This window comes from Variovorax sp. dw_308, from assembly GCF_019207085.1.
Classification (GTDB): domain Bacteria; phylum Pseudomonadota; class Gammaproteobacteria; order Burkholderiales; family Burkholderiaceae_C; genus Variovorax.
On the sequence record NZ_JAATOM010000037.1, the window covers coordinates 1 to 22,281 of the forward strand.

Consider the following 22,281-nt stretch of genomic DNA (forward strand, 5'->3'; position numbering starts at 1 on the left):
CGGCCGGCATCGCTGACGAATGTCGAAGAAGCAGATCTGGAGTACATGCCATGGCACGAACAGTCCTTGCATTCCGTACCGCTTCGCATGCACTGGGCGCGGCTGCGTTGGCGGCAGCCGGGTGGACGGCCACCCTGCCGGCCCGCGCGCAGGCGCCCTTCCCGGAGCCCAGGCAGGCCGCTGACGCGCTGGTTGCAGCCGTCGAGGCCCGCGACAACGCCGCACTCGGCCGTGTGCTCGGCCGCGACTGGCACGCCCTGTTTCCCCCCGAGGGCGTGGACCCGGAAGACAGGCAGGCCTTCCTCGACAAGGCCCGCCAATCGACGACCGCGAACGTCAAGGACGGCCACGCCGAGGTGGTGGTCGGGTCCGACGGCTGGGCGCTACCCATACCATTGGTGCAAGGCTGGAACGGGCGCTGGCACTTCGACACGCATGGCGCACGGGAGGCACTGCTGGAACGCCGCATCGGCGACAACGAGCATTCGGCCATCCAGGCCTCGATGGCGTATCTCGACGCACAGCGCGAATATGCCGAGACCGACCGCAACGGTGACGGCCTGCTCGAGTACGCGCAGAAGATCATCAGCAGCCCCGGCAGGCGCGATGGCCTGATCTGGAGCCAGGACCTTGGCGATGACAGCCCGCTCGGCGAAGACTACCTTCCCAAGGACGGCCGGCAGGGCTATCACGGCTATCGCTACAAGATCCTCACGGGCCAGAGCACCAACGCGCGCGACGGCGCCCGCACCTATGTGATCGGCAACCGGATGATCGCGGGCTTCGGCCTGCTCGCCTGGCCGGTCGACTATGGCCGCAGCGGCGTGATGAGCTTCATCGTGAACCAGGACGGCGTGGTCTACGAGCGCGACCTGGGGCCGCAGACCTCCATGGTCGCGGCCGGCATGCAGCGCTTCGATCCGGACGGGTCCTGGAACAAGGCAAAGTGACGCCGCACGATGCGTCGGCGCAGGAAAGCCCTCACCGCCCGGCCCCCAGCCGCTTCGCCTGCCATTTCACATACGGCACCGTGGCAGCGAGGCTCACCAGCAGGTACAGCATGATCGCGGCGGGCACCTGGTGGTCCGCGGCGCTGGTCGCGTTGGCGGTGGCCAGCGCAATGGCAATGCCGGGATGCCGGCAGGCCGACGACAGCGCCAGCACCTCGCGTGTCTCGGGATCCGGGCCGCCCAGCCAATGACCGACGGCCAGCGCGATGGCCACGAACACGACGATCGCGATCAGCGTGCCGTCGCCGAGCAAGGCGCCCAGCGCACGGTGCGCCGCGATCAGGATCGCAATGCCCGCGAGGGGCAGCAACCACTTGCCCACCAGGATGGCGGGGGTCGCGATGCGTGCGGCCAGCTTCGGTATGAAGCGATTGCAAAGCATGCCCGCCAGCAAGGGCAGCACCGCCGCGGTGAGGACGATCTTGGCGATGGCGATGGGCTTGATCGTGAAGGTCTTGTCGTAGAACGCGTCGATCAGGTGAACTTCCAGCGGAATGATGAGCACCGACAGCAGCGCCATCGTGACCATGAGGCCCAGGCCATAGGACGCGCGCCCGCCCGCCTTCTCATGCCGGCGGGGCAACAACGGCGGCACCGGCGAGATCGAGAGCGCGACCAGCGCGGCCTCGACCGAATGGCGGAAGTCGAAGGCCTGCGCCAGCAGCACGGCCACCACCGGGATCACCACGAACATCGCAAGCAATGAGCGCAACAGCAGTGACGGCCGCTTGAAGACGTACAACACGTCTTCCCTGGTGGCGCTCAAGCCGAAGCCGAACACCGTCACGATGATGCTCGCCTTCAGGGCGAGGATGACCACATCACGAGCTTCCATCGACAGTCCTTTCTAGAAACCACTTTCGCGCCGCACCACCGCCAGCAGTTGCGTGGCGCCTTCGCCCAGCAGGCTGCGGCGCGCGCCGTCGATCTGCAGGTGGCCGCGAACCTCCTGCATGCCCGGCGGCGGCGCATCGAGTTGAACCAGCACGTGGAACAGCGCCGGCGTCGGCACCAGCGCCTCGCCCTGCTTCGAGGTGGCCAGCGGCCCGCCGAACCTGGAAGCCAGCTGGCGATGTTCGAGTTGCGCGACCCGCGTGCTGCCGATGGCGACGACGCGGCCTTCGATGGGCGTGAAGTGCCCCTCCGGATAGAAGCGCACGCCAGCGCCGCCTTCGATGCGGTGCACCTCGTCCGGCCTCACATAGGCATCGACCTGCCAGGTGCGCGGATCGACCAGCACGCCCAGCGCTTCCTTGGTGCCGGCCCATTGCCCGGCCTGCCAGTTCGGGTCGACGTCGCGCCACTGGCCGTCGAAAGGCGCTTGCAGGTTGAGGCGGGCGATCTCGGACCGGGCCGCGCTCTGCTCCTGTATCTGCACGTCGAGGCGCTGGCGCGTGGCGGCCTCCTCGCTCAGTCCTGCCGGTTCGGCCAGCAGGCCGGTGAGGCGCGCATTGAAGCTGCGCACGCCCGCTTCGCTGCGCGTCACGCGCTCGGCGATGTCGGGTTGCTCCAGCATCACCAGCGCGTCGCCGGCACGCACCGTTCCCATGCCGTGGATGTCGCGGATCAGCGCGGGGAAAGGTGCGAACACGCGAAGCTGGTGCTCGGCCCGCGCCACGCCATACGAATGAATCTGCGTCTGCCACGGCATGGCCAGCAACGCCAGCAGCCCGGCCAGGAAGGCGAAGACGAGGAACTTGCGCCGCATGGGAATGCCTGCCCTTCGGGACCACCAGTGCCCCAGTTCACGATAGATGGGCCGCACGATGAACCATGTGACTTCGACCGCGAACAGGAAGATCCCGAGCAGCTTGAAGAACATCAGGTACACCGCCACCGCGATGCCGGCGAACAGCACCAGGCGATACGCCCAGGTGACCATCGCAAAGGCGATGAGCGAGTTGCGCCGCGCCGTGCTGAAGGACTCGGGCCATTCGTCCGGCAGGCCCAGCAGCCCTCGCCGCAAGGCGGTGCGCGCGAGCCGTTGCGAGCGCTCGTGCAGGTTCGGGAAGTCCAGCAGGTCCGACAGGATGAAGTAGCCATCGAAGCGCATGAACGGACTGGCGTTCAGCGCGAGCGAGAGCAGCCAGGCGGTGGTCGCCAGGTAGAAGAACCCGTCGCGCAATGCGCCCGGCTCGCAGACGGCCCAGCCCAGCGTGGCGAGCCCGGCGATGGCCAGCTCCGTCAGGATGCCGGCGCTCGCGATGGCCAGGCGCTGGCGCGAACTGCGCAGCTTCCAGGCCTCGCCGGTGTCGGTGTAGAGCATCGGCCACAGCACCACGAAGGCCACGCCCATGTGCGCCACCTTCAAGCCCAGCCGCGTGGCCACCAACGCATGCCCCATCTCGTGCAGGGCCTTGCCGAAGGCCACTGCGACCGCGAAGCCGACGATGCCTTCGGCCGAGAACGATTCGACGATGGCGCTGCGAAACGCGTCCCACTGGTGCGCCACCAGGACCAGCCCCAGCAGGCTCAACGCGAGCACCAGCAAGCCCATCAGCGGATGGAACAGCCAGCCGAGATACTTCGATAGCCACCGAAGCATGCGCTGCGGCCGCACCAGCGGAATCCGGAAGAAGAGGTAGTGGTGCAGCCAGCCCTTCCAGGTCAGCCACGGGTTGCCCTCGCTCTGTGCGCGCAGGCGGTCGACGGCGTCCGGGCCGGGCCGCAGGAGCTGGTTCTGGTCGAGGAAGCGGCGGAAGTCGAGCACCTGTTCGGCGTCGGGCTTGAGCGCGGTCTGCCGCGAGATCTGCTCGCTGATGGCGCGCGGCGTCTGGCCCCAGCGCAGCAGGCATTCGAACTCCAGCCAGCCAATGCGGTAGAAGCGGTTGATGACCGTGTCCTGGATGACCCAGCTCGGCTCGCCGCCGCGGTCTGCCGCGGCCTCGGAGAGCCGCAGGTCCTCGCGCAACGGCGGCAGCGGCAGGTCTTCCAGTTGCAGCGGCGCCGGCATCACCAGCCCAGCCAGGCGCGCGCCGACGCGATCGGCCGGCGCAGCAGGTAGTAGCCCAGCGCGACGCGCTCGCCGTACAGCTTGGCGGTCCCGTGCAGGCCCAGGCGGCGATGCTCGCCCTCGCCTTCGATGCTCGCCAGCAGCCGGTAGGCCACCACGCTTTCTTCCGTGCTGCGGGCCTGGTAGCTGGTCTCGAGGATCTTGCCCTCCAGCGGCTCCAGCGGGTAGGCCGTGAGGTACAGCGTGACCGGCGCGCCCACCTCCAGCGCGATCGCGTCGGCCACCGGCAACTGCACCAGCATCGCCGGCTGCGCCGGGTCGGCCACCTGCAGGATGCGCTCGCCGGTCACCACCGGCTTGCCGATCCAGTCGTTCGGGTCGCTGAACACCGCCACGCCCGCGCGCGGCGACAGCACGTTGGTGCGCGCCAGTTGCGCCGTCACCGCCGCCCATTCCGAGCGGCGCTGTTGCGCCTTGCCGTTGAGCACCGTCAGCTCGCTCTTGCTCTGCGGGTTGTCGAAGGCGCGCTGACTGGCCGCGAGCAGCTCCGCGTCGGCCACGGCGACCTCCTTGGCCAGCACTTCGGCGCGGCTGCGCAGCGTGGTCTCGTCGAGCGTGAACAGCGGCGTGCCCTCCTGCACGGCCTGGTTGGGCCGCACGTGCACCTGCGCGATCACGCCGTCGATGGGCGAGCTGATGATCTTGGCCTCGCGCGAGACGATTTCCGCGGGTGCCAGTGCGGTCTGCCGCACCGGCAGCAAGGCCAGCGCGCCCAGCAGCGCCAATGCCAGCAACGCGTGCCGTCGGCCCGGGCGCCAGCCCGCGAGACGCCGCTGCCCGGTCAACGCCGACCAGCAATAGGCCCAGGTCTGCCACAGGCCCTGCAGCAGCGGCTGCAAGGGTTCCAGCGGCGGCGCATCCATGAGGAACAGCACCAGGCCCAGGCGCTTGCCGTTGCGGCCGTGCAGCGGGACGCACCACACGCCGGCCGGCCACCATTCCGTCCAGCCGTCGGCCACTTCTGTCGGCGGATTCAATGCATCGCGCGAAAGCCACTGCGGCGCGTCGCCACGCAATTGCTTCGCCAGCCAGCGCGAGGCGCGGCGCAACCACACCAGGTAGGGCGAGTCTTCCTGCGGCTTGGCCAAGCCCGAGACGCACAGCACCTCGAAGGCATCGCCGCGCTGCGCCAGCACCAGCGCCTGCCGGAACTGCAGCAGCGGATACAGGTCGTTGGCCATCGAGAAGGCCAGCGTGTTCAGCGTATCGGCAGCCAGTGCCTTGTCGCGCAGCGCGTCCAGGTTCAGGAGCAGCTGCGACGGTACTTGGGCGCGGTCGTTCACGGAGAGGCCGGGAAGATCGCGATGCCGCTCATCCCGGCGATCAGGTCGGGGAACTTCTCATCGAGCTTGCCTTCGAGCTCGACGGTCTGCGCCACCGCATCGACGCGCGCATTGATCGCGCTGATGCGGGCCGGATAGGTCTTGCCGGTCTCGGCGATGGTGACCTTGAACGGCTGGCCGGCCTGCAGTCCCTTGAACAGCGTCGACGGCACGTTCAGCCGCAGCTTCAGGGCGCTGTCGCTCACGATGTCGAACAGCGGCGTGCCGGCGCTCACCGTCTGGAAGGACTTGGCATAGACCTTGGCGATGCGTGCCGCGAACGGCGCGCGCACCGCGCAATAGCCGGCCTGCGTCACGGCGAGCGTGCGCGAGCCGGCGGCCTTCTCGGCTTCGGTGTTGGCCATGGACACCTCGAGGTCGCCCACGGCGTTGAGTTCGCGCAGGCCCTTCTTGGCATCGAGGTTCTGCCGGGCCTGGGCCAGCTCGGCCTCGGCCACCTTGGCGCGGGCGACCTGCTCGCCGCATTGCAGCTGCACCAGCAACGCACCCTTGGGCACCTGCTTGCCGAGCGAGCCGTTGATCTCGCCCAGCGTCCCGTTCATCTGGGCCGACAGCGTGGTCTCCAGCTCCGGCACCAGCAGCACGCGGATGGCGGAGGGGTCGATGACGACGGGCTTGGCGGCGGGCGATTGCGCGAACACGGGCATGGCGATGCCGGCGCCGAGGACCAGCAACACCGACAACCACTTCTCACTGCGCGGAAGGATTCGCACCAGCACCTCCGCCTGTGGTGTTGCGCAGCAGCGCGGATTGCTCCATCTCGGTGGTCACGCGCTGGATCTCGCCAGCGAGCGTCTTGATGTCGTAGCTTTCGATGGCCGGCGGAAACACGTCGAGGCCGACCGAGTTGTACAGGCGGCCCCAGGCGGCCTCCGCGTTCGCAAAGGCAGCCTCGCGCTGGTAGCCCGACAACAGGTAGCGGCCCTCGGCGCGGATCACCTCGAGGTCCGAGCCCAGCGTCGTCTTCTTGGCGGCGCGCGCATAGTCGAGCAGGCTGGCGTCGACCCGCAGGCTCTCGTTGGCGAACTGCACCTCCTGCAGCGTCAGCTGGTAGCGCAGCGCGCCCACGCGCACCTGCGTGAGCACGGCCATCGACAGCGCGATGCGCCGCGAGTCGTCGGTCTCGCGCTGCGACTGCTGCGTGGCGTTGAGCGAAGGCAGCGCCAGCAGCTTCAGCAGGTTGATCGACACGTCGATGCCGGTCGCGTTCCAGTAGTTGTTGTAGAGGTAGGCGTTGGAGTCGTAGTTGCGCCCGACGTTGAGGCTGACGTTGGGCCAGAGTTGCGCCTTGGCAATGTCGATGTCACGTTCGTTCGCGCGCTTGCGATACCACTCCTCCATGATCTCCGGCCGCCGCACCAGCGCAAGCTCCTCCAGTTGCCCGACGTCCGGGCCGAGGGTCGGCAACACCGGGTTGGGCACGTCGACCAGCTGCATCGGCGCATTGGCCGGCAACGACATCAGCGCGCGCAGCTCGGCCTGCGAGAACTCCAGGTCTTGCCGGCGAATGGTCAGCAGCGACACCGAGTCGAGCAATGCGCGCTGGTAGGCCAGGATCTCCTGGCGCGGCAGCAGGCCCTTGTCCTGCGCCTCGCGCGCCTGGCGCAGCGCGTCGTTGGTGCGCGCCAGCAGGCCGTCGACCTGCGGCAGCAGGCGTTGGGCGCCGAGTGCGCGCCAGTAGGCATTGCGCACGTCCTGCAGCACGTTCTGCGCGACCTTGCGACGGCGCTCCTCGGCCATCATGATCTGGTCTGCCTTCTGCGCGGTGCGGTAGTAGGCGATGCTGAAGTCCAGCGTGCTCCAGCTCAGGCCCAGGCTGCCGATGTAGCGATAGCGCTCCTCGGACGTCGATGCGCGCAAGCTCACCTGCCGGTCCTCGATGCCGATCGAGGTGCCGCCCGAATCGTTGTTGCGGCCCAGGTGGCCGGCCGACGCCACCAGGCGCGGCAGCATCTCGTAGCTGGACACGTCGCGCAGGTTGGTGGCCAGCGCGCTCTCCATGAGCTTGAGGCGGTAGTCGAGGTTGTATTTCAGCGCACGGGCCGCCGCTTCGTAGAAGGTGATCGGGCCGGTGACGGGCTCCTGGTCCGAATACATCTTGACCTGGTCGGCCTTGGCCCGGTCGACGGTTTCTTCCTGCGTGTAGGGCTGTTGCTTGACACCCGAGCATGCCGCCAGCGCGAGCGCCAGCATGGCCGTGCCGGGCGCCTTGATGGACCAGTACCCCATGCCGGCGCTACTGGAACCAGGAGAGGTTGAGCCGCTCTGAAGCCAGCCTGAGTTGCTCGGTGAAGGCGGTGGCGGTCTGCCCTTCCCCGAAGGTACTGTTGCCATAGGGTTGGTCTCCGTTGTTGTCGTTGCTGCTGACACGTTGGGCTGGACCGAAGGTGAGACTGCCATCGGTATCCGAGAACAGGGATGGATCGCTGAGCAACCCGTCCGCCGTGAGGTCCACGCGGCCATGGCGCCCGAGCAGGCGGGCCAGGTCGATCTGGCTGGCAATGGCGCTCTGGCGCACCGCGGCGTGGACGTACTGGCCGCCGACGTCGGTCAGGCGATCGCCCAGCGCCTGGTCGCGGCCATCGCCAAGGCCGTCGCCGATCGACGTGCTCCGGATGCCGCCATCGAACACCATGGCGACATCGGTACCGTCGACCGACAGGCGCGAGAGACGATCCCCCAGCGAGGTCGCCTCGACCACGGGCGCGATGAAGATGGCCGGCTGGACGTCGACCCTCAGCAGTGGTTGCTGCTCGCGATCGAGGCCGCCGAAGTGCGGCGTCGGGCCAGCCTGGATGAAGGGCGCCGCAATGTCGAGCCCGATGCGGAGTTCGGCCTGGTCGGTGCCGCCAGTGCGGTCCGAGACGGTGTAGGTGAACACGTCCGTCAGCACTTGGCCCGCGCCGGCCTGCGCCAGCACGTCGGGGTTGCTCTGGTCGATGGTGTAGGTGTAGCTGCCGTCAGCGTTGATGACCAGCGTGCCGTAGCGGCCCTGGAGCGACTGGCCGACCACGCCCGCCGTGCCGGTCCCGGTCTCGGCACCGGGACGGATGCCCGAGACGTGCAGCGCGTCGCCGCCGTCGATGTCGGCGTCGTTCGGCAGCACGTTGCCGACGGCTTGCGGCGCCGGTGTCTGGTCGGTCGCGACGTTGCTGTCGTTGAGCGCGACCGGGTTGTCGTCGGCGCCCCGCACGACGACGACGAGGCGTGCTGTCGACTGCGCACCGGCGGTGTCGGCCATGGTGTAGGTGAAGGCTTCGGTGAGCGTCTCGTCGCTGGTGCGCAGGGCCTGTACCGCGGGATTGTCGTTGTCGACGGTGTAGCTGTAGCTGCCGTCGGCATTGAGCACCAGGCTGCCGTAGAGGCCGGCCAGCGACTGACCCGCGACGGACTGCGCACCGGCGCCGTTCAGCACGCTCTCGACATGCTTCGACTCGCCGTTCGCCACGCTGTCGACATCGGTATCGTTGTCGAGCACGTTGCCGGTCGGGTTGAGACCGGGCGTGGTGTTGAAGGTGCCGCCGGCTTCCACCGCGACGGTGGCGTCGTCGTTGGCGACGGGCGTGTCGTTGGCGCCCTCGATCGTGATGTGCAGCGTCGTCTTGTTGGACGCATCGAGCGGATCGGAGACGGTGTAGGTGTAGTCGTCCGTCAGCGTCTGGCCCGAGGTGCGCAGCGCCTGCACTGCCGCCAACGTGTTGTCGAGGGTGTAGGTGTAGCTGCCGTCGGCGTTGATGACGATGTCCCCGTACGTGCCGCGCAGGGACTGCCCGACCACGCCTTCGGTGCCGGTGCCGGTCGCGGCGCCGGTGCGGAATTCGCTCACGCGAATCGGGTCGTTGTCGGGGTCGAAGTCGTTGCCCAGCACGTTGCCGCTGGGGTTGACGCCCGGCGTGCCGTTGCCCACGCCGCCCGCCTCGACCGCCGTGTCCATGTCGGGAATGGCCTGCGGCAGGTTGTTGAGGCCGCGCACGACGATGGTCAGCTGCGCCGTGTCATCGAGAGCGCCCAGGTCCGTGATGCGATAGGTGAAGACATCGAGCACCGTCTGGCCCGGCAGGAGCGCAAGCACCGCTGGCGAGAAGGAGTTGACGTGGTAGACGTAGTCGCCGTTCGCCCCGATGACAAGCTCGCCGTAGAGCCCCTCCAGCACCGCCCCGGTGACGCGATCCGAGCCGAGCGGGATGGCCGTGAAGTCCGGGGAAGCACCCACGCCGAGGGGGTTGATTTCGGCTCCGGTGCGTATGCCCGTGCCGATGTCCACGTCGCTGCGGTCGACGTCCGTGTCGTTGGCCAGCACATTGCCGGTCGGGTCGATGCCGGCGCCAGCGAGCAGGCGGGGCACGGCGATGGCGATGTCGTTCGTCGCAACCGGCGCATCCCATGCGCCCTGCACCACGACCGTGATCTGCGCCGTGTCGCTGGCGCCCTGGGTGTCGTGCATGCGGTAGGTGAAGGACTCGGTGAGCGTATCGCCCGCGCGCATGCGCTGCACGAGGAGTGCGTTGTTGTCGACCACGTAGTTGTAGCTGCCGTCGGCATTGACCGTGAGCGTGCCGTACTGGCCGACGACGACCTGGCTGCCGGCGACCGCGGTGAAGGCGCCGCCCGCGGCTTCGGTGCCGCTGCGGATGCCGTCGACCGTCTTGGTGTCGTTCGCGTCGACGTCGGTGTCGTTGGCCAGCAGGTTGCCGGACGGGTCGATCCCGGGGGTCCGGTTGAGCGTGCCGCCAGCCTCCTTCGCGATGAGCGGGTCGTCGATGGCGATGGGGTTGTCGTTGCGGCCGTGGATGGTGACCGTCAACGTCGCGGTGCTGGTCGCGCCGTTCGCGTCGACAAGGGTGTAGGTGAAGGCATCGGACAGCGTATCAGTCTCGATGCGCAGCGCCTCGACGGCCGGATTGGCGTTGTCGACGGCGTAGCTGTAGCTGCCATCGGCATTGAGCGTGAGGCTGCCATAGGCGCCGGCGAAGGGCGTGCCGAGCGTGCCGATGGCAAGGCCCTGCCGGAAGCCCGCGACGGCCAGCGTCTCGCCGTTGCCGCCGCTGTCGACGTCGGCGTCGTTGGCGAGCACGTTGCCGGTCGGGTTCGCGCCCGGCACCGCATTGCCGACGCCGCCCGCCTCGACGGCCCGGGCGGTGTCGTCGACCGCGCCAGGGGTGTCGTCGGTGCCCCGGATGGTGATGGTCAGCGTCGCGCGATCGTTCAGGCCCGCGGTGTCCGCCACGGTGTAGCTGAAGTTGTCGGTGAGCGTCTGGCCGCTGGTGCGCAGCGCCTGCACCTCGGCCTGGTTGTTGTCGAGGCGATAGCTGTAGCTGCCGTCGGCATTGAGCGTGAGCCAGCCGTAGCTGCCGCGCAGTTCGGTGCCAAGGGTGCCGGGTGTGCCGGTGCCGGCCGCCTCCGTGCCGGTGCGAACGGTCGACACGGATTGCGTCTCGCCGTAGTTGATCGGGCCGGCCGCGCCGCCGTCGACGTCTGTGTCGTTGGTGAGCACATTGCCGGTCGGGTCGACGCCCGGCGTGCCGTTGTTGACGCCGCCGGCCTCGACGGCGGTGGCCGCGTCATCCGCGGCGACCGGCACGTCGTCGGTGCCGTGGATGGTGACGGTCAGCGTGGCCGTGCTCGTCGCGCCGAAGGCGTCCCGCAGCGTGTAGGTGAAGACTTCGGTGAGCGTATCGGTCGGCGTGCGCAGCGCCTGCACGGCGGCATTGTTGTTGTCCACCGTGTAGGTGTAGCTGCCGTCGGCGGCCAGCGTGAAGCTGCCGTAGGCGGTGGCGAGCGGCGCGCCCAGCGTGCCGCTGGTGGCGCCCAGCGTGTAGCCCGCGATGCCGAGCGCCTCGCCGTTGGCATCGACGTCGGTGTCGTTGGGCGTGATCACGTTGCCGGTGGGATTGACGCCCGGCGTGCCGTTGGCGATGCCGCCGGCCTCGACCGCATCAGCAGTGTCATTGACGGCCACCGGCGTGTCGTTCGCGCCCTGGATGGTCACGTTGAGCGTGGCCCGGTCGGTGGCGCCGGCCGCGTCGGTGACGGTGTAGCTGAAGCTGTCGACCAGCGTGTCGGTGGCCTGACGCAATGCCTGGACCGCCGCGTTGGCGTTGTCGACGACATAGCTGTAGCTGCCGTCGGCATTGAGCGTGAGCGTGCCGTAGGTGCCGGCCAGCGCGGTGCCCACGGCGCCGGCGGTGCCGGTGCCGGCCTCGGTGCCGGTGCGAACGCTGGACACGGCCTGCGTCTCGCCGTAGTTGACCGGCCCGGCCGCGCCGCCGTCCACATCGGTGTCGTTGGTGAGCACGTTGCCGGTCGGGTTGGTGCCGGGCGTGCCGTTGGCGATGCCGCCGGCCTCGACGGCCGTGGCCGTGTCGTCGATGGCGACGGGCGTGTCGTTGGTGCCGTGGATGGTGATGGTGAGCGTCGAGGTCGTGGTTGCGCCCACGGCATCACGCAACGTGTAGGTGAAGACTTCGGTGAGCGTGTCGGTCGGCGTGCGCAGCGCCTGCACGGTCGCGTTGTTGTTGTCCAGCGTGTAGGTGTAGCTGCCGTCGGCGTTGAGCAGCAGGCTGCCGTAGGTGGCCGTGAAGGCCGTGCCGACGGTGCCGGCGGTTGCGCCTTCGGTGTAGCTCGCGATGCTCAGCACTTCGCCGTTGGCCGCGCTGTCCACGTCGCTGTCGTTGGCGGTGACGACGTTGCCGCTCGGGTTCGTGCCGGCCGTGCCGTTGGCGATGCCGCCCGCCTCGATGGAAACCGCCGTGTCGTTCACCGCCACCGGCGTGTCGTTGGCGCCGTGGATGGTGACGGCGAGCGTGGCGCGGTCGGTGGCGAGCTGCGAATCGGCGACGGTGTAGCTGAAGCTGTCGACCAGCGTGTCGGTCGTCAGCCGCAGGGCCTGCACCTCGGCCTGGTTGTTGTCGACCCGGTAGCTGTAGCTGCCGTCGGCGGCAATCGTGAGCCAGCCGTAGGTGCCGCGCAGCTCGGTGCCGAGGATGCCGGCCGTTCCGGTACCAGCGGCCTCGGTGCCGGTGCGCACGCTGGCGACCGCGATGGTTTCGCCGTTGGCCCCGCCATCCACGTCGCCGTCGTTGGCGAGCACGTTGCCGGTGGGATCGACCCCCGCGGTGCCGTTGAGGACGCCGCCCGCCTCGGTCGCGCTGGCCGTGTCGTCGACGGCGGTCGGCGTGTCGTCCGCACCGTGGATGGTGACCGTCAGGGTTGCGGTGGTGGTGGCGCCGACGGCATCGCGCAGCGTGTAGGTGAAGACTTCGGTGAGCGTGTCGGTGGGCAGGCGCAGCGCCTGCACCGCGGCATTGCTGTTGTCCACCGTGTAGACGTAGCTGCCATCGGCATTGAGCAGCAGGCTGCCGTAGGTGCTGGTGAACGCCGTGCCCACGGTGCCGACGGTCGCGCCCTCGGTGAAGCCTGCGATGCTCAGCACCTCGCCGTTGGCATCGACGTCGGTGTCGTTGGGCGTGATCACGTTGCCGGTGGGATTGACGCCCGGCGTGCCGTTGGCGATGCCGCCGGCCTCGACTGCATCAGCAGTGTCATTGACGGCCACCGGCGTGTCGTTCGCGCCCTGGATGGTCACGTTGAGCGTGGCCCGGTCGGTGGCGCCGGCCGCGTCGGTGACGGTGTAGCTGAAGCTGTCGACCAGCGTGTCGGTGGGCAGGCGCAGCGCCTGCACCGCGGCCAGCGTGTTGTCGACCACGTAGGTGTAGGTACCGTCCGCATTGAGCGTGAGCGTGCCGTAGATGCCGGCCAGCGCGGTCCCCACGGCGCCGGCGGTGCCGGTGCCCGCCTCGGTGCCGGTGCGAACGCTGGACACGGCCTGAGTCTCGCCGTAGTTGACCGGCCCGGCCACGCCGCCGTCGACATCAGTGTCGTTGGTGAGCACGTTGCCGGTGGGGTCGGTGCCGGGTGTGCCGTTGGCGATGCCGCCCGCCTCGACGGCCGTGGCCGTGTCATCGGTGGCCACGGGCGTGTCGTTGGTGCCCTGGATGGTGATGGTGAGCGTCGCGGTGGTGGTCGCGCCCACGGCATCGCGCAGCGTGTAGGTGAAGACTTCGGTGAGCGTGTCGGTCGGTGTGCGCAGCGCCTGCACGGCCGCATTGTTGTTGTCCAGCGTGTAGGTGTAGCTGCCGTCGGCGTTGAGCAGCAGGCTGCCATAGGTGGTCGTGAAGGCCGTGCCGACGGTGCCGGCGGTTGCGCCTTCTGTGTAGCTGGCGATGCTCAGCACTTCGCCGTTGACCGCGCTGTCCACGTCGCTGTCGTTGGCGGTGATGACGTTGCCGCTCGGGTTGGTGCCGGCCGTGCCGTTGGCGATGCCGCCCGCCTCGATGGAAACCGCCGCGTCGTTCACTGCCACCGGCGTGTCGTTGGCGCCGTGGATGGTGACGGCGAGCGTGGCGCGGTCGGTGGCGCCGGAGGTGTCGGCGGTGGTGTAGCTGAAGCTGTCGACCAGCGTGTCGGTGGGCAGGCGCAGGGCCTGCACCTCGGCCTGGTTGTTGTCGACCCGGTAGCTGTAGGTGCCGTCGGCGGCGAGCGTGAGCCAGCCGTAGGTTCCGCGCAGCTCGGTGCCGAAGATGCCCGCCGTGCCGGTGCCGGCTTCGGCGCCAGTCCTGAACTCGGTGACGGCCTTGGTGTCGGCGGTGTCGACATCGGTGTCGTTGGCCAGCACGTTGCCGGCCGGATCCACGCCGGCCGTTGCGTTGGCAATGCCGCCGGCTTCGGTGGCGCTGGCCGCATCGTCGACCGCCACCGGGTTGTCGTTGCGGCCCTGGATGACGATGTGAAGCTGGGCCTGGTCGTTCAGCAGGGCCACGTCGTTCACCTGGTAGGTGAAGAATTCGTCGAGTGTCTGGCCAGCCTGCAGGGCTTGCACGGCCGTGTTGGTATCGTCCGGGGTGTAGGTGTAGTCCCCCGCCGCGCTGATGTGCAGCGAGCCATAGGTGCCGGCAATGGTCGTGACGCCGGTGGCCGCCACGGCGGTGAGCGCGCCGCCTGCGGCCTCGGTGCCGGTGCGGATGCCGCCGACCACGTCCACTTCGCCGTTCGCCGGGGTGTCGACGTCGGTGTCGTTCAGCAGCACGTTGCCCGCCGCGATGGCACCCGCAGTGGTGTTGTTGACGCCGCCGGCCTCGATGGCCGTGCCCGCGTCGTCCGTCGCTACCGGCGCATCGTCGGCGCCCTGGATGGTGATCGCGAGCGTCGCGCGGTCCGAGGCAGCGCTCCCGTCGGTCAACGTGTAGCTGAAGTTGTCGGTCAGCGCGTTGGCGCTCGTGCGCAGGGCCTGCACCTCGGCCTGGTTGTTGTCGACGCGGTAGCTGTAGCTGCCGTCGGCATTCAGCGTGAGCCAGCCGTAGGTGCCGCGCAGCTCGGTGCCGAAGATGCCAGCCGTGCCAGTGGCCGCTTCGGCGCCGGTCCTGAACTCGGTCACCGTCTTCGTGTCGCCGGTGTCGGAATCGGTGTCGTTGGCCAGCACGTTGCCTGCCGGGTCGGTGCCGGGCGTGGCGTTCAGCGTGCCGCCCGCCTCGACCGCCGTGGCCGCATCGTCGACGGCGACCGGCGTGTCATTGGCGCCCGTGATGACGATGTGCAGGTTGGCGAGGTCGCTCAGGCCGCCGGTGTCGGTGACGGCGTAGCTGAAGGTCTCCTCCAGCGTCTGGCCTGCCCGCAGCCCTTGCACCAGCGGGTTGGCGTCGTCAGGCGTGTAGGTGTAGTTGCCGTTCGCGAACATCTGCAGCGTGCCATACAGGCCGGCGATGCTGGCGGAGCCGCCGGCGGCCACCGTGGTGACGTCGCCTCGCTCGCCTTCCGGCACGTTGCGGATGCCGGTGACGGCTTTGGTCTCACCGTTCGCCACGCTGTCGACATCGGTGTCGTTGCCGAGCACGTTGCCGGTCGCGGCCGATCCGGGCGTGCCGTTGTTGACGCCGCCCGCCTCGACCGCGCCGCCCTCGTCGTTGACGGCGACCGGCGTATCGTTCGCGCCCTGGATGGTCACGGTGAGCGTCGGCGTCGTGGTGGCCGTGTCCGTCGCGCCGGCCTGGTCGGTCATCGTGTACCGGAACGACTCGGTGAGCGTCTGCCCGCTCAGGCGCAGCGCCTGCACCAGCGGGTTGCTGTTGTCGACGGTGTAGCGGTAGGCGCCATTGCGGTCGAACGACAGGGTGCCGTAGAGGCCAACGAGGTCGACCGTGCCGGTCGGCGTCGGCGTGGCGACGTTGCTCGTGCCCACGCTCGTCACCGTCAGCAGGTGCAGCGTGTCGGCGTTGGTCGCGATGTCGACATCGGTGTCGTTGGCCAGCAGGTTGCCCGTCGGGTTCACGCCCGGCGTGCCGTTGAACGGCCCGCCCGCCTCGATTGCGGCGGCAGTGTCGGGGAAGCTCTGCGGTGGGTCGTTCACCGGCGCGAGCACGATCTGCACCGTGTCGCTGTCCTGTAGCTGGTCTTCGACCGGCTCGGCCGGGATGCCGTCGCCATCGGCGTCGCCGAAGTTGCCGCGGTCCTTCGTCAGCACCGTCAGGGTGTCGTTGCCGTTGAAGTTGAGCGCCCCGAGGTAGGTGATGCGGCCGAGCGCAATGTTGAGGTCCGCGAGCGTGCCGCTCAGCGTCACCGTGGCCGTGCCGGTGCCGGTCGCGGTGACGCCCGGCGTGGCCTGCGAGAAGTTGAGCACGCCCTTGGTCACGGTCAGCGTGACGTCCAGCAGTCCGCTGCCCGCATCCACGTCGGCGATGGTGATCGGGGCAATGGGCAGCAGCACGTCTTCCAGGCCGTTCTGCGTGCCGGGCACGGTGTTGACCGGGGCATCGTTCTGCTGCACGTAGCCCACGTCGGCGCGCGTCGCCTGGCCCTCGCCGAGGTTCGAGACCACCTGGCCAAGCGGCGTGGCGGTGTCGGTGTCGATGCGCGGGCGCAGCAGGCCCGTGGGCTGCGCGATCGTGATCGTGGCAGGCGCATCGACGCGGAAAGGCCCCGCCGCCAGCGCGCTGAAGTTGAAGACGCCGGCCGCATCGGTCACGGTCGTGAAAGTCAGGTTGTCGCCCGTCGTCGCCAGGTTTCCATCCGCGCCGCCATAGGTCAGCGTGACCGTCTGGCCTGCGAGCGCCGGGCCGTCCGCCGTCGTGCTGGTCGTCGGCGAGCCGGAGTCGTCCCACAGCGTGCCGGTGATCAGGCCGAGCCCCGCGCCCTCGGTCAGCAGGTAGGTGTTGGGGGGCGAGCCGGTGCCGATGCGCTCGCCCGCGTCGGTGCCGTCGGTGCCAACGGTGGAACCGCCCCAGGTGGTGAACGTTTCGGGCAGGCTGCTCCAGGTCAGCGTGGCATCGGTGTTCGCATAGGCCGCGCTGGCGCTGACGTCGACGCTGTAGAGGACCACCACCGCAACGCCCGGGTCGAGCCGGTCGAAATGGACCGTCACCCCACCGGCTGTCGCCACGAAGGTCACGCCGGCCGGCAAGGTGGCTGGCGTGTAGACCACGCCGCCGATCGACACGCTGGTGGGCGTGTATGACGTGGCGCCGGCAAAGGCGTCGACCAACTGCACGTCGTAGGCCGGCGCGCTGCCGTTCTGCGTGAAGCTCACCGAAATATTGGCGTCGCTCGTGGTGGCCGTCGCGTTCGGCGTGAAGCTGTCGACATGCTTGACGACGCCGTTGAAGCTCGGCTCGACGATGGTTTCGAAGACCGTATCGCTGGTCGAGCGCACGATCGTCCCGCCGGCGCCGTCGCCCACCAGGTTGGAAGACGTGACGCCGAGGCTGGCTCCCGCCTGGTTGCTGGCGACGTTGGCGACCCGCGCCGAGAACTCGATCGCCAAGCCCTCGAGGTCGGCATCCTGGTCCGCGTTGACAAGGGTGCCGAGATCGAAGGTGACCACGGTGCGCCCATTCGCATCGGTGGTGATCGTGATGCGCGAAGGGTCGAGCGTGGCATCGGGCGCGGCGCCGCTCAGGTCCGCGGTGATGGCCTGGCCGATCGCACTGCTGCGATTGCCGACGACGTTGAGCGTGCCGTCCAGCGTCAGGCCGGGCACGGAGCTGCTGATGTCCGCGCCGGTCGATATGAAGGCGAGCTTGATGGTGCCGTCGTCCAGGAACTCCAGGCCCGGGTCCAGCGTGACCTGGATACGGTAGTCGCTGGTCTGGCCTTCGCCGACCGCCGCCACGACGCGATAGCGCACGAGTTCGCCGACGGCCACCTGCTCGGTCGGACCTGCGGTGCCGCCGGTCGGTGGCGGCGTGTCCGCCATGCCGCCGATGCGCGAGGTCTCCATGCCACTGAGTACGTCGATGCGCGTGCTGGCCTCGCGGCGATAGTCGTTCAGGCTGCCGCTGTTGAGCAGCCCGTCCGCGCCGGTGCGCTCGCCCGGCTGCGCGATGCTATCGGCTCCGTTCAGGCTGGACCACCGCACGCTGGCCGTGTTGTCGATGCTGGGTGTGTTCTCGGCCGTCGCCCCGACGGTGCCGGTGACCCGCAGGACGATGCTGCCGCCCTTGGGAATGTCGATGTTGGCGCTGGCAGCGCTTTGCAGCACGCCGCCCACGATGGCAAAGTCGGCGCCGCCGTTGTTCGACGCGCCTCCTGCGTAGGTGACGCCGGCGAGCGTGAGGCCGGTCAGCTGGGTCGGCAGGGTGTCGGTGAAGCTGATGTCGTAGGCATCGAAGTCGGTGCCGCCGCTGCCGTTGCTGATGGTGATCGTGTACTCGACCGGATCACCGAGATCGACGCCGAGGGCCGGGATAGCGTTGGTCGTCTGCGTGATGGCAAGCGTCGGCTCGCGCACCGTGACGGTGGGCGCCGTGCCCGAGCGAGGGATGGTCCGGTCGACGGGCGTGGCGCCGTTCGGCGTGTCGGCGTCGGGGTCGCTGTAGACCGCCTGCGCGCTGTTGACAAGTGTCGTGCCGGCCTGGTTGCCGCTGACGTTGTCGGCGATCAAGCGCACGCGGATCACGAAGCTGTTGTTGCCGGTGACGTTGTCTGCCGCCGTCGAGTTGGCCGTGAAGGTCATGCGCGCATCGACGCCATCGGCGCCCACCGTGCCGCCGATGCCCGTCACCGAACCAATGGTCAGCGTGCCATTGAAGTCCGCCGTGAGCGCGGCGCTGCCGGCCACCGTGGTGATGAGCTGGTACCCGGTGCCGTTGAAGCTCGGGTCCAGGCTCATGCCGGGCGGCACGAGATCGTCCACGCGCAGGTTCTGGGCGGTGCCTTCCGGCAGCGTGACGACGATGTCGTAGAGCATCGATTCGCCCACCACGACATCGGCGCCGGCGGTGCTGGCCGAACTGGAATCCGTCGCGTCCACCGAGCCACCGGCGAAGACCTTCGTGACGACCGGCGCCGCGACCTGTTCCAGTGCCACATCGGTGAGGTCCGCCGGCGTGAAGTCGCCGCCGCCGGCTGCGCCCGCGTAGTTGCTCAGCGTGGCCGTGCTCTGCAGGGTGCTGCTGGCCGGCATGGCGGCATTGGCCACCACGTCGTAGGTGATGACGACCACGTTGGCGCCGCTGGCGTCATTGGCCGTGCCGGCACGTCCCGGCAGCAGCGAGGCAAAGCCCACCGGGTCGAGGAAGGTCACGGTGGTGCCCGTGACGCTGTAGTCGGTGCCGAGCACGAGCTGCGTGCCATCGCCACGATAGACCTTGATCGTGTTGGTCAGTGCACCGCCCACGAAGCTCAGGCCCGCCGGCAGGTCGATGGACGTGGTGACGTCGAACGCGCCGCCGCCGCCGGTGTTCTCGATGGCCGTGGCCATGCGCAGCGTGTCGCCGCCATCGAAGCCCTGGACGTCGCCGTTGACCGCCAGCGGCGAGGTCACGCTGCCGGTGAACGGCGCGCCGGTAGTGCCGGGCGCGGCCCAGGTGCCGGTGGTGCCTGAGATGCTGCCGCCCGTGCTCGACACCACGCCGTGCGAGATGCTGAGCACCGGCTCGGCCACGGACTGGATCACCACGGCATCCTGCGAGATCAGGTGCGTCTGGTCGATGGACGTGAGCTGGTCGGACTGCGCCTGGGCGGTCACCGAGCGCTGGTCGCCGAACGGGACATCGCTGACCTGCAGCTTGACCTGCACCTCGATGCGCGTGCCGTTGATGCCGGGGTTCTCGTTGTCGCCGAAGTCGAAGACGATGGAATTGCCCGCGCCGGTGGTGACGCTCGCAAGCGTGTCGGGTGTGTTGTGCCCCGGGCCGAAGACAAACTGGTTGACGCCGGTGCCCTGCGTCCAGGTCACGCCGGACAGGTCGAACAGGGGCAACGGCAAGTAGCCCGTCAGGATGAACTGCTCGTAGTCGCCCGTCACCAGGTCGTAGCTCATCTGGAAGGTGACGATGTCGCCGGGATGCAGTTCCACGGTGCCCGTCGGCGTGCTGCCGTTCACGTCCACGATCTCGATGTCGACCTTGCTCGGGGTGACCTGGATGCCGGCAGTGTCGCTGTCGGTCGCCGTACCGCCCGTGAGATTGACGCGGTCTTCCAGCAGCGTGGCCGTGATGGTGGCGTTGTTGCTGACCGAGTCGCCTTCATTGATCGGGTCGGGGTTCGGCACGGTGATGTTCTGGCCGATGGTGGTCCGGTAGGTGACCGTCATCGTCGTCGCACCATCGCGCACTGGGTCGAAGGCCAGGTCGCCGGCCAGCGCGCCGGTCACCTCGCCGGCATTGCGCAGCGTCTGGCCGATGTCCAGCGTCAGCGTGGTGGTGCCGTCCGCGTGCGGGGTCACGGTGGCCACCATCGGGGCGGTCTTGGTGACGCCGCCTACGGTGTAGCTGAGCAAGCCGCTGCCTGGCACGAAGGTCTGCCCGTCGCTCAGCTCGTCCACGCCGGCGATCTGCCCTTGTGTCAGCACGTTCTCGCCGAAGGCGAAGTAGTCCGACATCTGGATCGACAGCGTGTAGGTGAGCGTGTCGCCCGGCGACGGTTCGGCGCTGCCGACGTTGGTCGTGACCGCGACGTCCTTGTAGACCGCGATGGGCTGCGCAGTGAAGCTGGCAGTGCCGCCGGTTCCGCTGGCCGTGATGGTGCCCGACGAGACATCGCGCGGATCGAGCGGCGTCCAGCTGGCGGTGGCGTCCGGCGGCGTCACCGTGATGGTCACGGGCGCGCCGCTCACAGGGTCGATCACCGGCGCGCCATTCGCATCCACCTCCGGCACGTAGAACGTGACCGTGCTGACGGCCGTGCCGGTCAGCGTGGCATAGGTGACCGTGTAGTTGGCGATGTAGCTGCCGGCCGTGAACGCGGCCTGGATGTCGGCAGGCGCGGTCAACACGGCGCCGGCCGCCGTCGTCACCGAACTCAGCACGCCGCCCGCGCCTGGCGTGATGCCCGTCACCATGACGTTGCCGGGCAGGTCCTGGCTGATGACGACATCGGTCACCGTCTGGCCCGGGGCCGCGCTGGCCGTGACGTCGATGGTGTGCGGGTAGTTCGGGCCGGTCACCGTTTGCCCGTCGGTCATCGGCACCGACTGCGACAGGCTGACCACGGTGGGGTGGACGTTGAAGTTGTGCGTGCCCGCCTCGATCAGCGGCGGGTCGATGGTCGGATCGTCGGCCGACTCGTTGCCGAACTGGAAGCCACCACGCGCCTTCACCAGCAGGTCCGGCGCCGGGTCCGACGCGGTGGTGTCGGCCAGGTTGCTGAGCTGCATCGTGACCAGGATGTCGACGGCGGGTTGCCCCTGCGTGATGCTGGCATTGGGCAGTTGCAGCACGACCAGCTGGTCACCCGCGCGCATGCCGTAGTCGGCCGCATGCAGCACGAGCGGCGCGCCGGCCGAATCGCGCGCCAGCGGGTGCGTGGCATCGCCATTCGCGTCAAAGGTGACCGTGAAGGTCTTGATCGCCTGGCCCAGGTAGGTGGCCGAGGCGAAGGTCACGCCGTCGTCGCCGTCCTTGCCGGTGGCCGGCAGGAACAGGTCGATGTAGGGCGCGAAGCCCACTTGCGTCGATGGGTTGGTGAAGCTCGCGGTGAAGCTGAACTGCCCGCCCAGCAGCACGTCCGTGCCTGCCCCGGACAAGGACACGGTGGGACTCGCATCGGCCAGCAGTCCGCTGAAGCCGGCCAGCGCGGCGGCGTCGATGGCGATGGGCTTGTCGATCACGCCGACGCTGGTCTCCAGCGTCCAGTTGCCGCCCGCCGACGGGCTGCCGGTGGCGTCTTTCGACGCGGCCACGTCGGCGCCGGTCCAGCGCGCGATCTCGTTCACCAGCGTCTGCCCGACCGCGCCCGCGCCGACGTCGCAGCCGTAGAGCTGGATGTCCGCACCGGCCTTGAGCGAGCCCTGCCACGCTTGGAGCTTCGATGCGAGTTGGTCGACGTTGTCGCTGGAAATCGTGCGATTGCCCAGCGTGAACTGTCCCTCCGCGCCGTGCGAGAAGATCTGGATCGAATCGACCTGGCCCAGCTTGCCGAGCTCGGCCGTGATCGCCGCCAGCCCATCCTCGTTGCTGTTGACGACCAGCACCGTCACGCCCGGGTCGGGGTGCGCGCTGAGCTGGCCCAGCGGGTCGACCCGGCTGTCGACGACGAGCAGGGTGCGCGGCGGCGCAGGCGTGCGCGTGGCCTCGACCGCCGGCCTGGATGCCAATGCCGCATGATCGTTGGCGCTGTCGGCGGGATGCGTGCTGTCTGTGTGATGCTGGTCGACCGCCGTGGCGGCCGCACCGTCGAACATGATCCGGGGCTCCAGCGCCATCGCCTGGCTGCGGGGCTTGAAATGTCTCATGTTCATGCGCGAGTACCCCCACTGATGGCGGCTTGCGCCACCGGACCCCGTCGATCTCGAAGCCTCGCAATGCCCGGCGCCCTGGAGGCCGGGTCTACGCCAACAGGATGAGCTCGCGCAGGCATGAACCAAATTCTACGTTTCATTGACAATTGAAGATAGTCAACGGCGGGCCGGCCCACCAGCGGCCGG

General features: G+C 69.0%; 7 protein-coding genes. 1 reads left to right on the forward strand and 6 read right to left on the reverse strand.

Annotation, left to right across the window (positions count from 1 at the left end; translation table 11 throughout):
* The first annotated feature begins 50 nt into the window (after positions 1–50).
* The gene (locus tag HCU76_RS33980) at positions 51–950 is read left to right on the forward strand and encodes a DUF2950 domain-containing protein (RefSeq protein WP_218511723.1); all 900 of its coding nucleotides are present in this window, start codon (positions 51–53) and stop codon (positions 948–950) included.
* 31 nt (positions 951–981) lie between these two features.
* Here the strand turns inward: HCU76_RS33980 and HCU76_RS33985 are convergent, their stop codons facing one another.
* The 6 genes from HCU76_RS33985 to HCU76_RS34010 are packed head-to-tail and all read right to left on the reverse strand — an operon-like array spanning position 982 to position 22,095.
* Complete coding sequence (locus HCU76_RS33985; protein ID WP_218511724.1) at positions 982–1,845, reverse strand: bile acid:sodium symporter family protein; 864 nt, start codon at positions 1,843–1,845, stop codon at positions 982–984.
* A gap of 12 nt (positions 1,846–1,857) precedes the next feature.
* Positions 1,858–3,963 carry an HlyD family efflux transporter periplasmic adaptor subunit gene (locus HCU76_RS33990; RefSeq protein ID WP_218511725.1) on the reverse strand — a complete coding sequence of 702 codons (2,106 nt, stop codon included), beginning with the start codon at positions 3,961–3,963 and terminating at the stop codon, positions 1,858–1,860.
* The gene (locus tag HCU76_RS33995; RefSeq protein ID WP_371319946.1) at positions 3,963–5,306 is read right to left on the reverse strand and encodes an efflux RND transporter periplasmic adaptor subunit; all 1,344 of its coding nucleotides are present in this window, start codon (positions 5,304–5,306) and stop codon (positions 3,963–3,965) included. Before HCU76_RS33995 ends, HCU76_RS33990 begins: the two co-directional genes overlap by 1 nt.
* Positions 5,303–6,079, reverse strand: a complete 777-nt coding sequence (locus HCU76_RS34000) for an efflux RND transporter periplasmic adaptor subunit (RefSeq protein ID WP_371319947.1) — start codon at positions 6,077–6,079, stop codon at positions 5,303–5,305. Before HCU76_RS34000 ends, HCU76_RS33995 begins: the two co-directional genes overlap by 4 nt.
* On the reverse strand, positions 6,057–7,595 hold the full coding sequence (locus tag HCU76_RS34005) for a TolC family protein (RefSeq protein ID WP_256354685.1): 1,539 nt from the start codon (positions 7,593–7,595) through the stop codon (positions 6,057–6,059). The genes HCU76_RS34000 and HCU76_RS34005 overlap by 23 nt, the downstream gene beginning before the upstream one ends.
* 7 nt (positions 7,596–7,602) lie before the next feature.
* Positions 7,603–22,095 (reverse strand): VCBS domain-containing protein, encoded by a 14,493-nt coding sequence (locus tag HCU76_RS34010; RefSeq protein WP_218511726.1) that lies wholly within the window; start codon positions 22,093–22,095, stop codon positions 7,603–7,605.
* Between the last annotated feature and the right edge of the window lie 186 nt (positions 22,096–22,281).

Bases quoted from the DNA above. Each gene is read 5' to 3' on its own strand.
- HCU76_RS34010 (WP_218511726.1), bottom strand. From the start codon at position 22,095: ATGAACATGAGACATTTCAAGCCCCGCAGCCAGGCGATGGCGCTGGAG.
- HCU76_RS34005 (WP_256354685.1), bottom strand. From the start codon at position 7,595: ATGGGGTACTGGTCCATCAAGGCGCCCGGCACGGCCATGCTGGCGCTC.
- HCU76_RS33980 (WP_218511723.1), top strand. From the start codon at position 51: ATGGCACGAACAGTCCTTGCATTCCGTACCGCTTCGCATGCACTGGGC.
- HCU76_RS33990 (WP_218511725.1), bottom strand. From the start codon at position 3,963: ATGCCGGCGCCGCTGCAACTGGAAGACCTGCCGCTGCCGCCGTTGCGC.
- HCU76_RS33985 (WP_218511724.1), bottom strand. From the start codon at position 1,845: ATGGAAGCTCGTGATGTGGTCATCCTCGCCCTGAAGGCGAGCATCATC.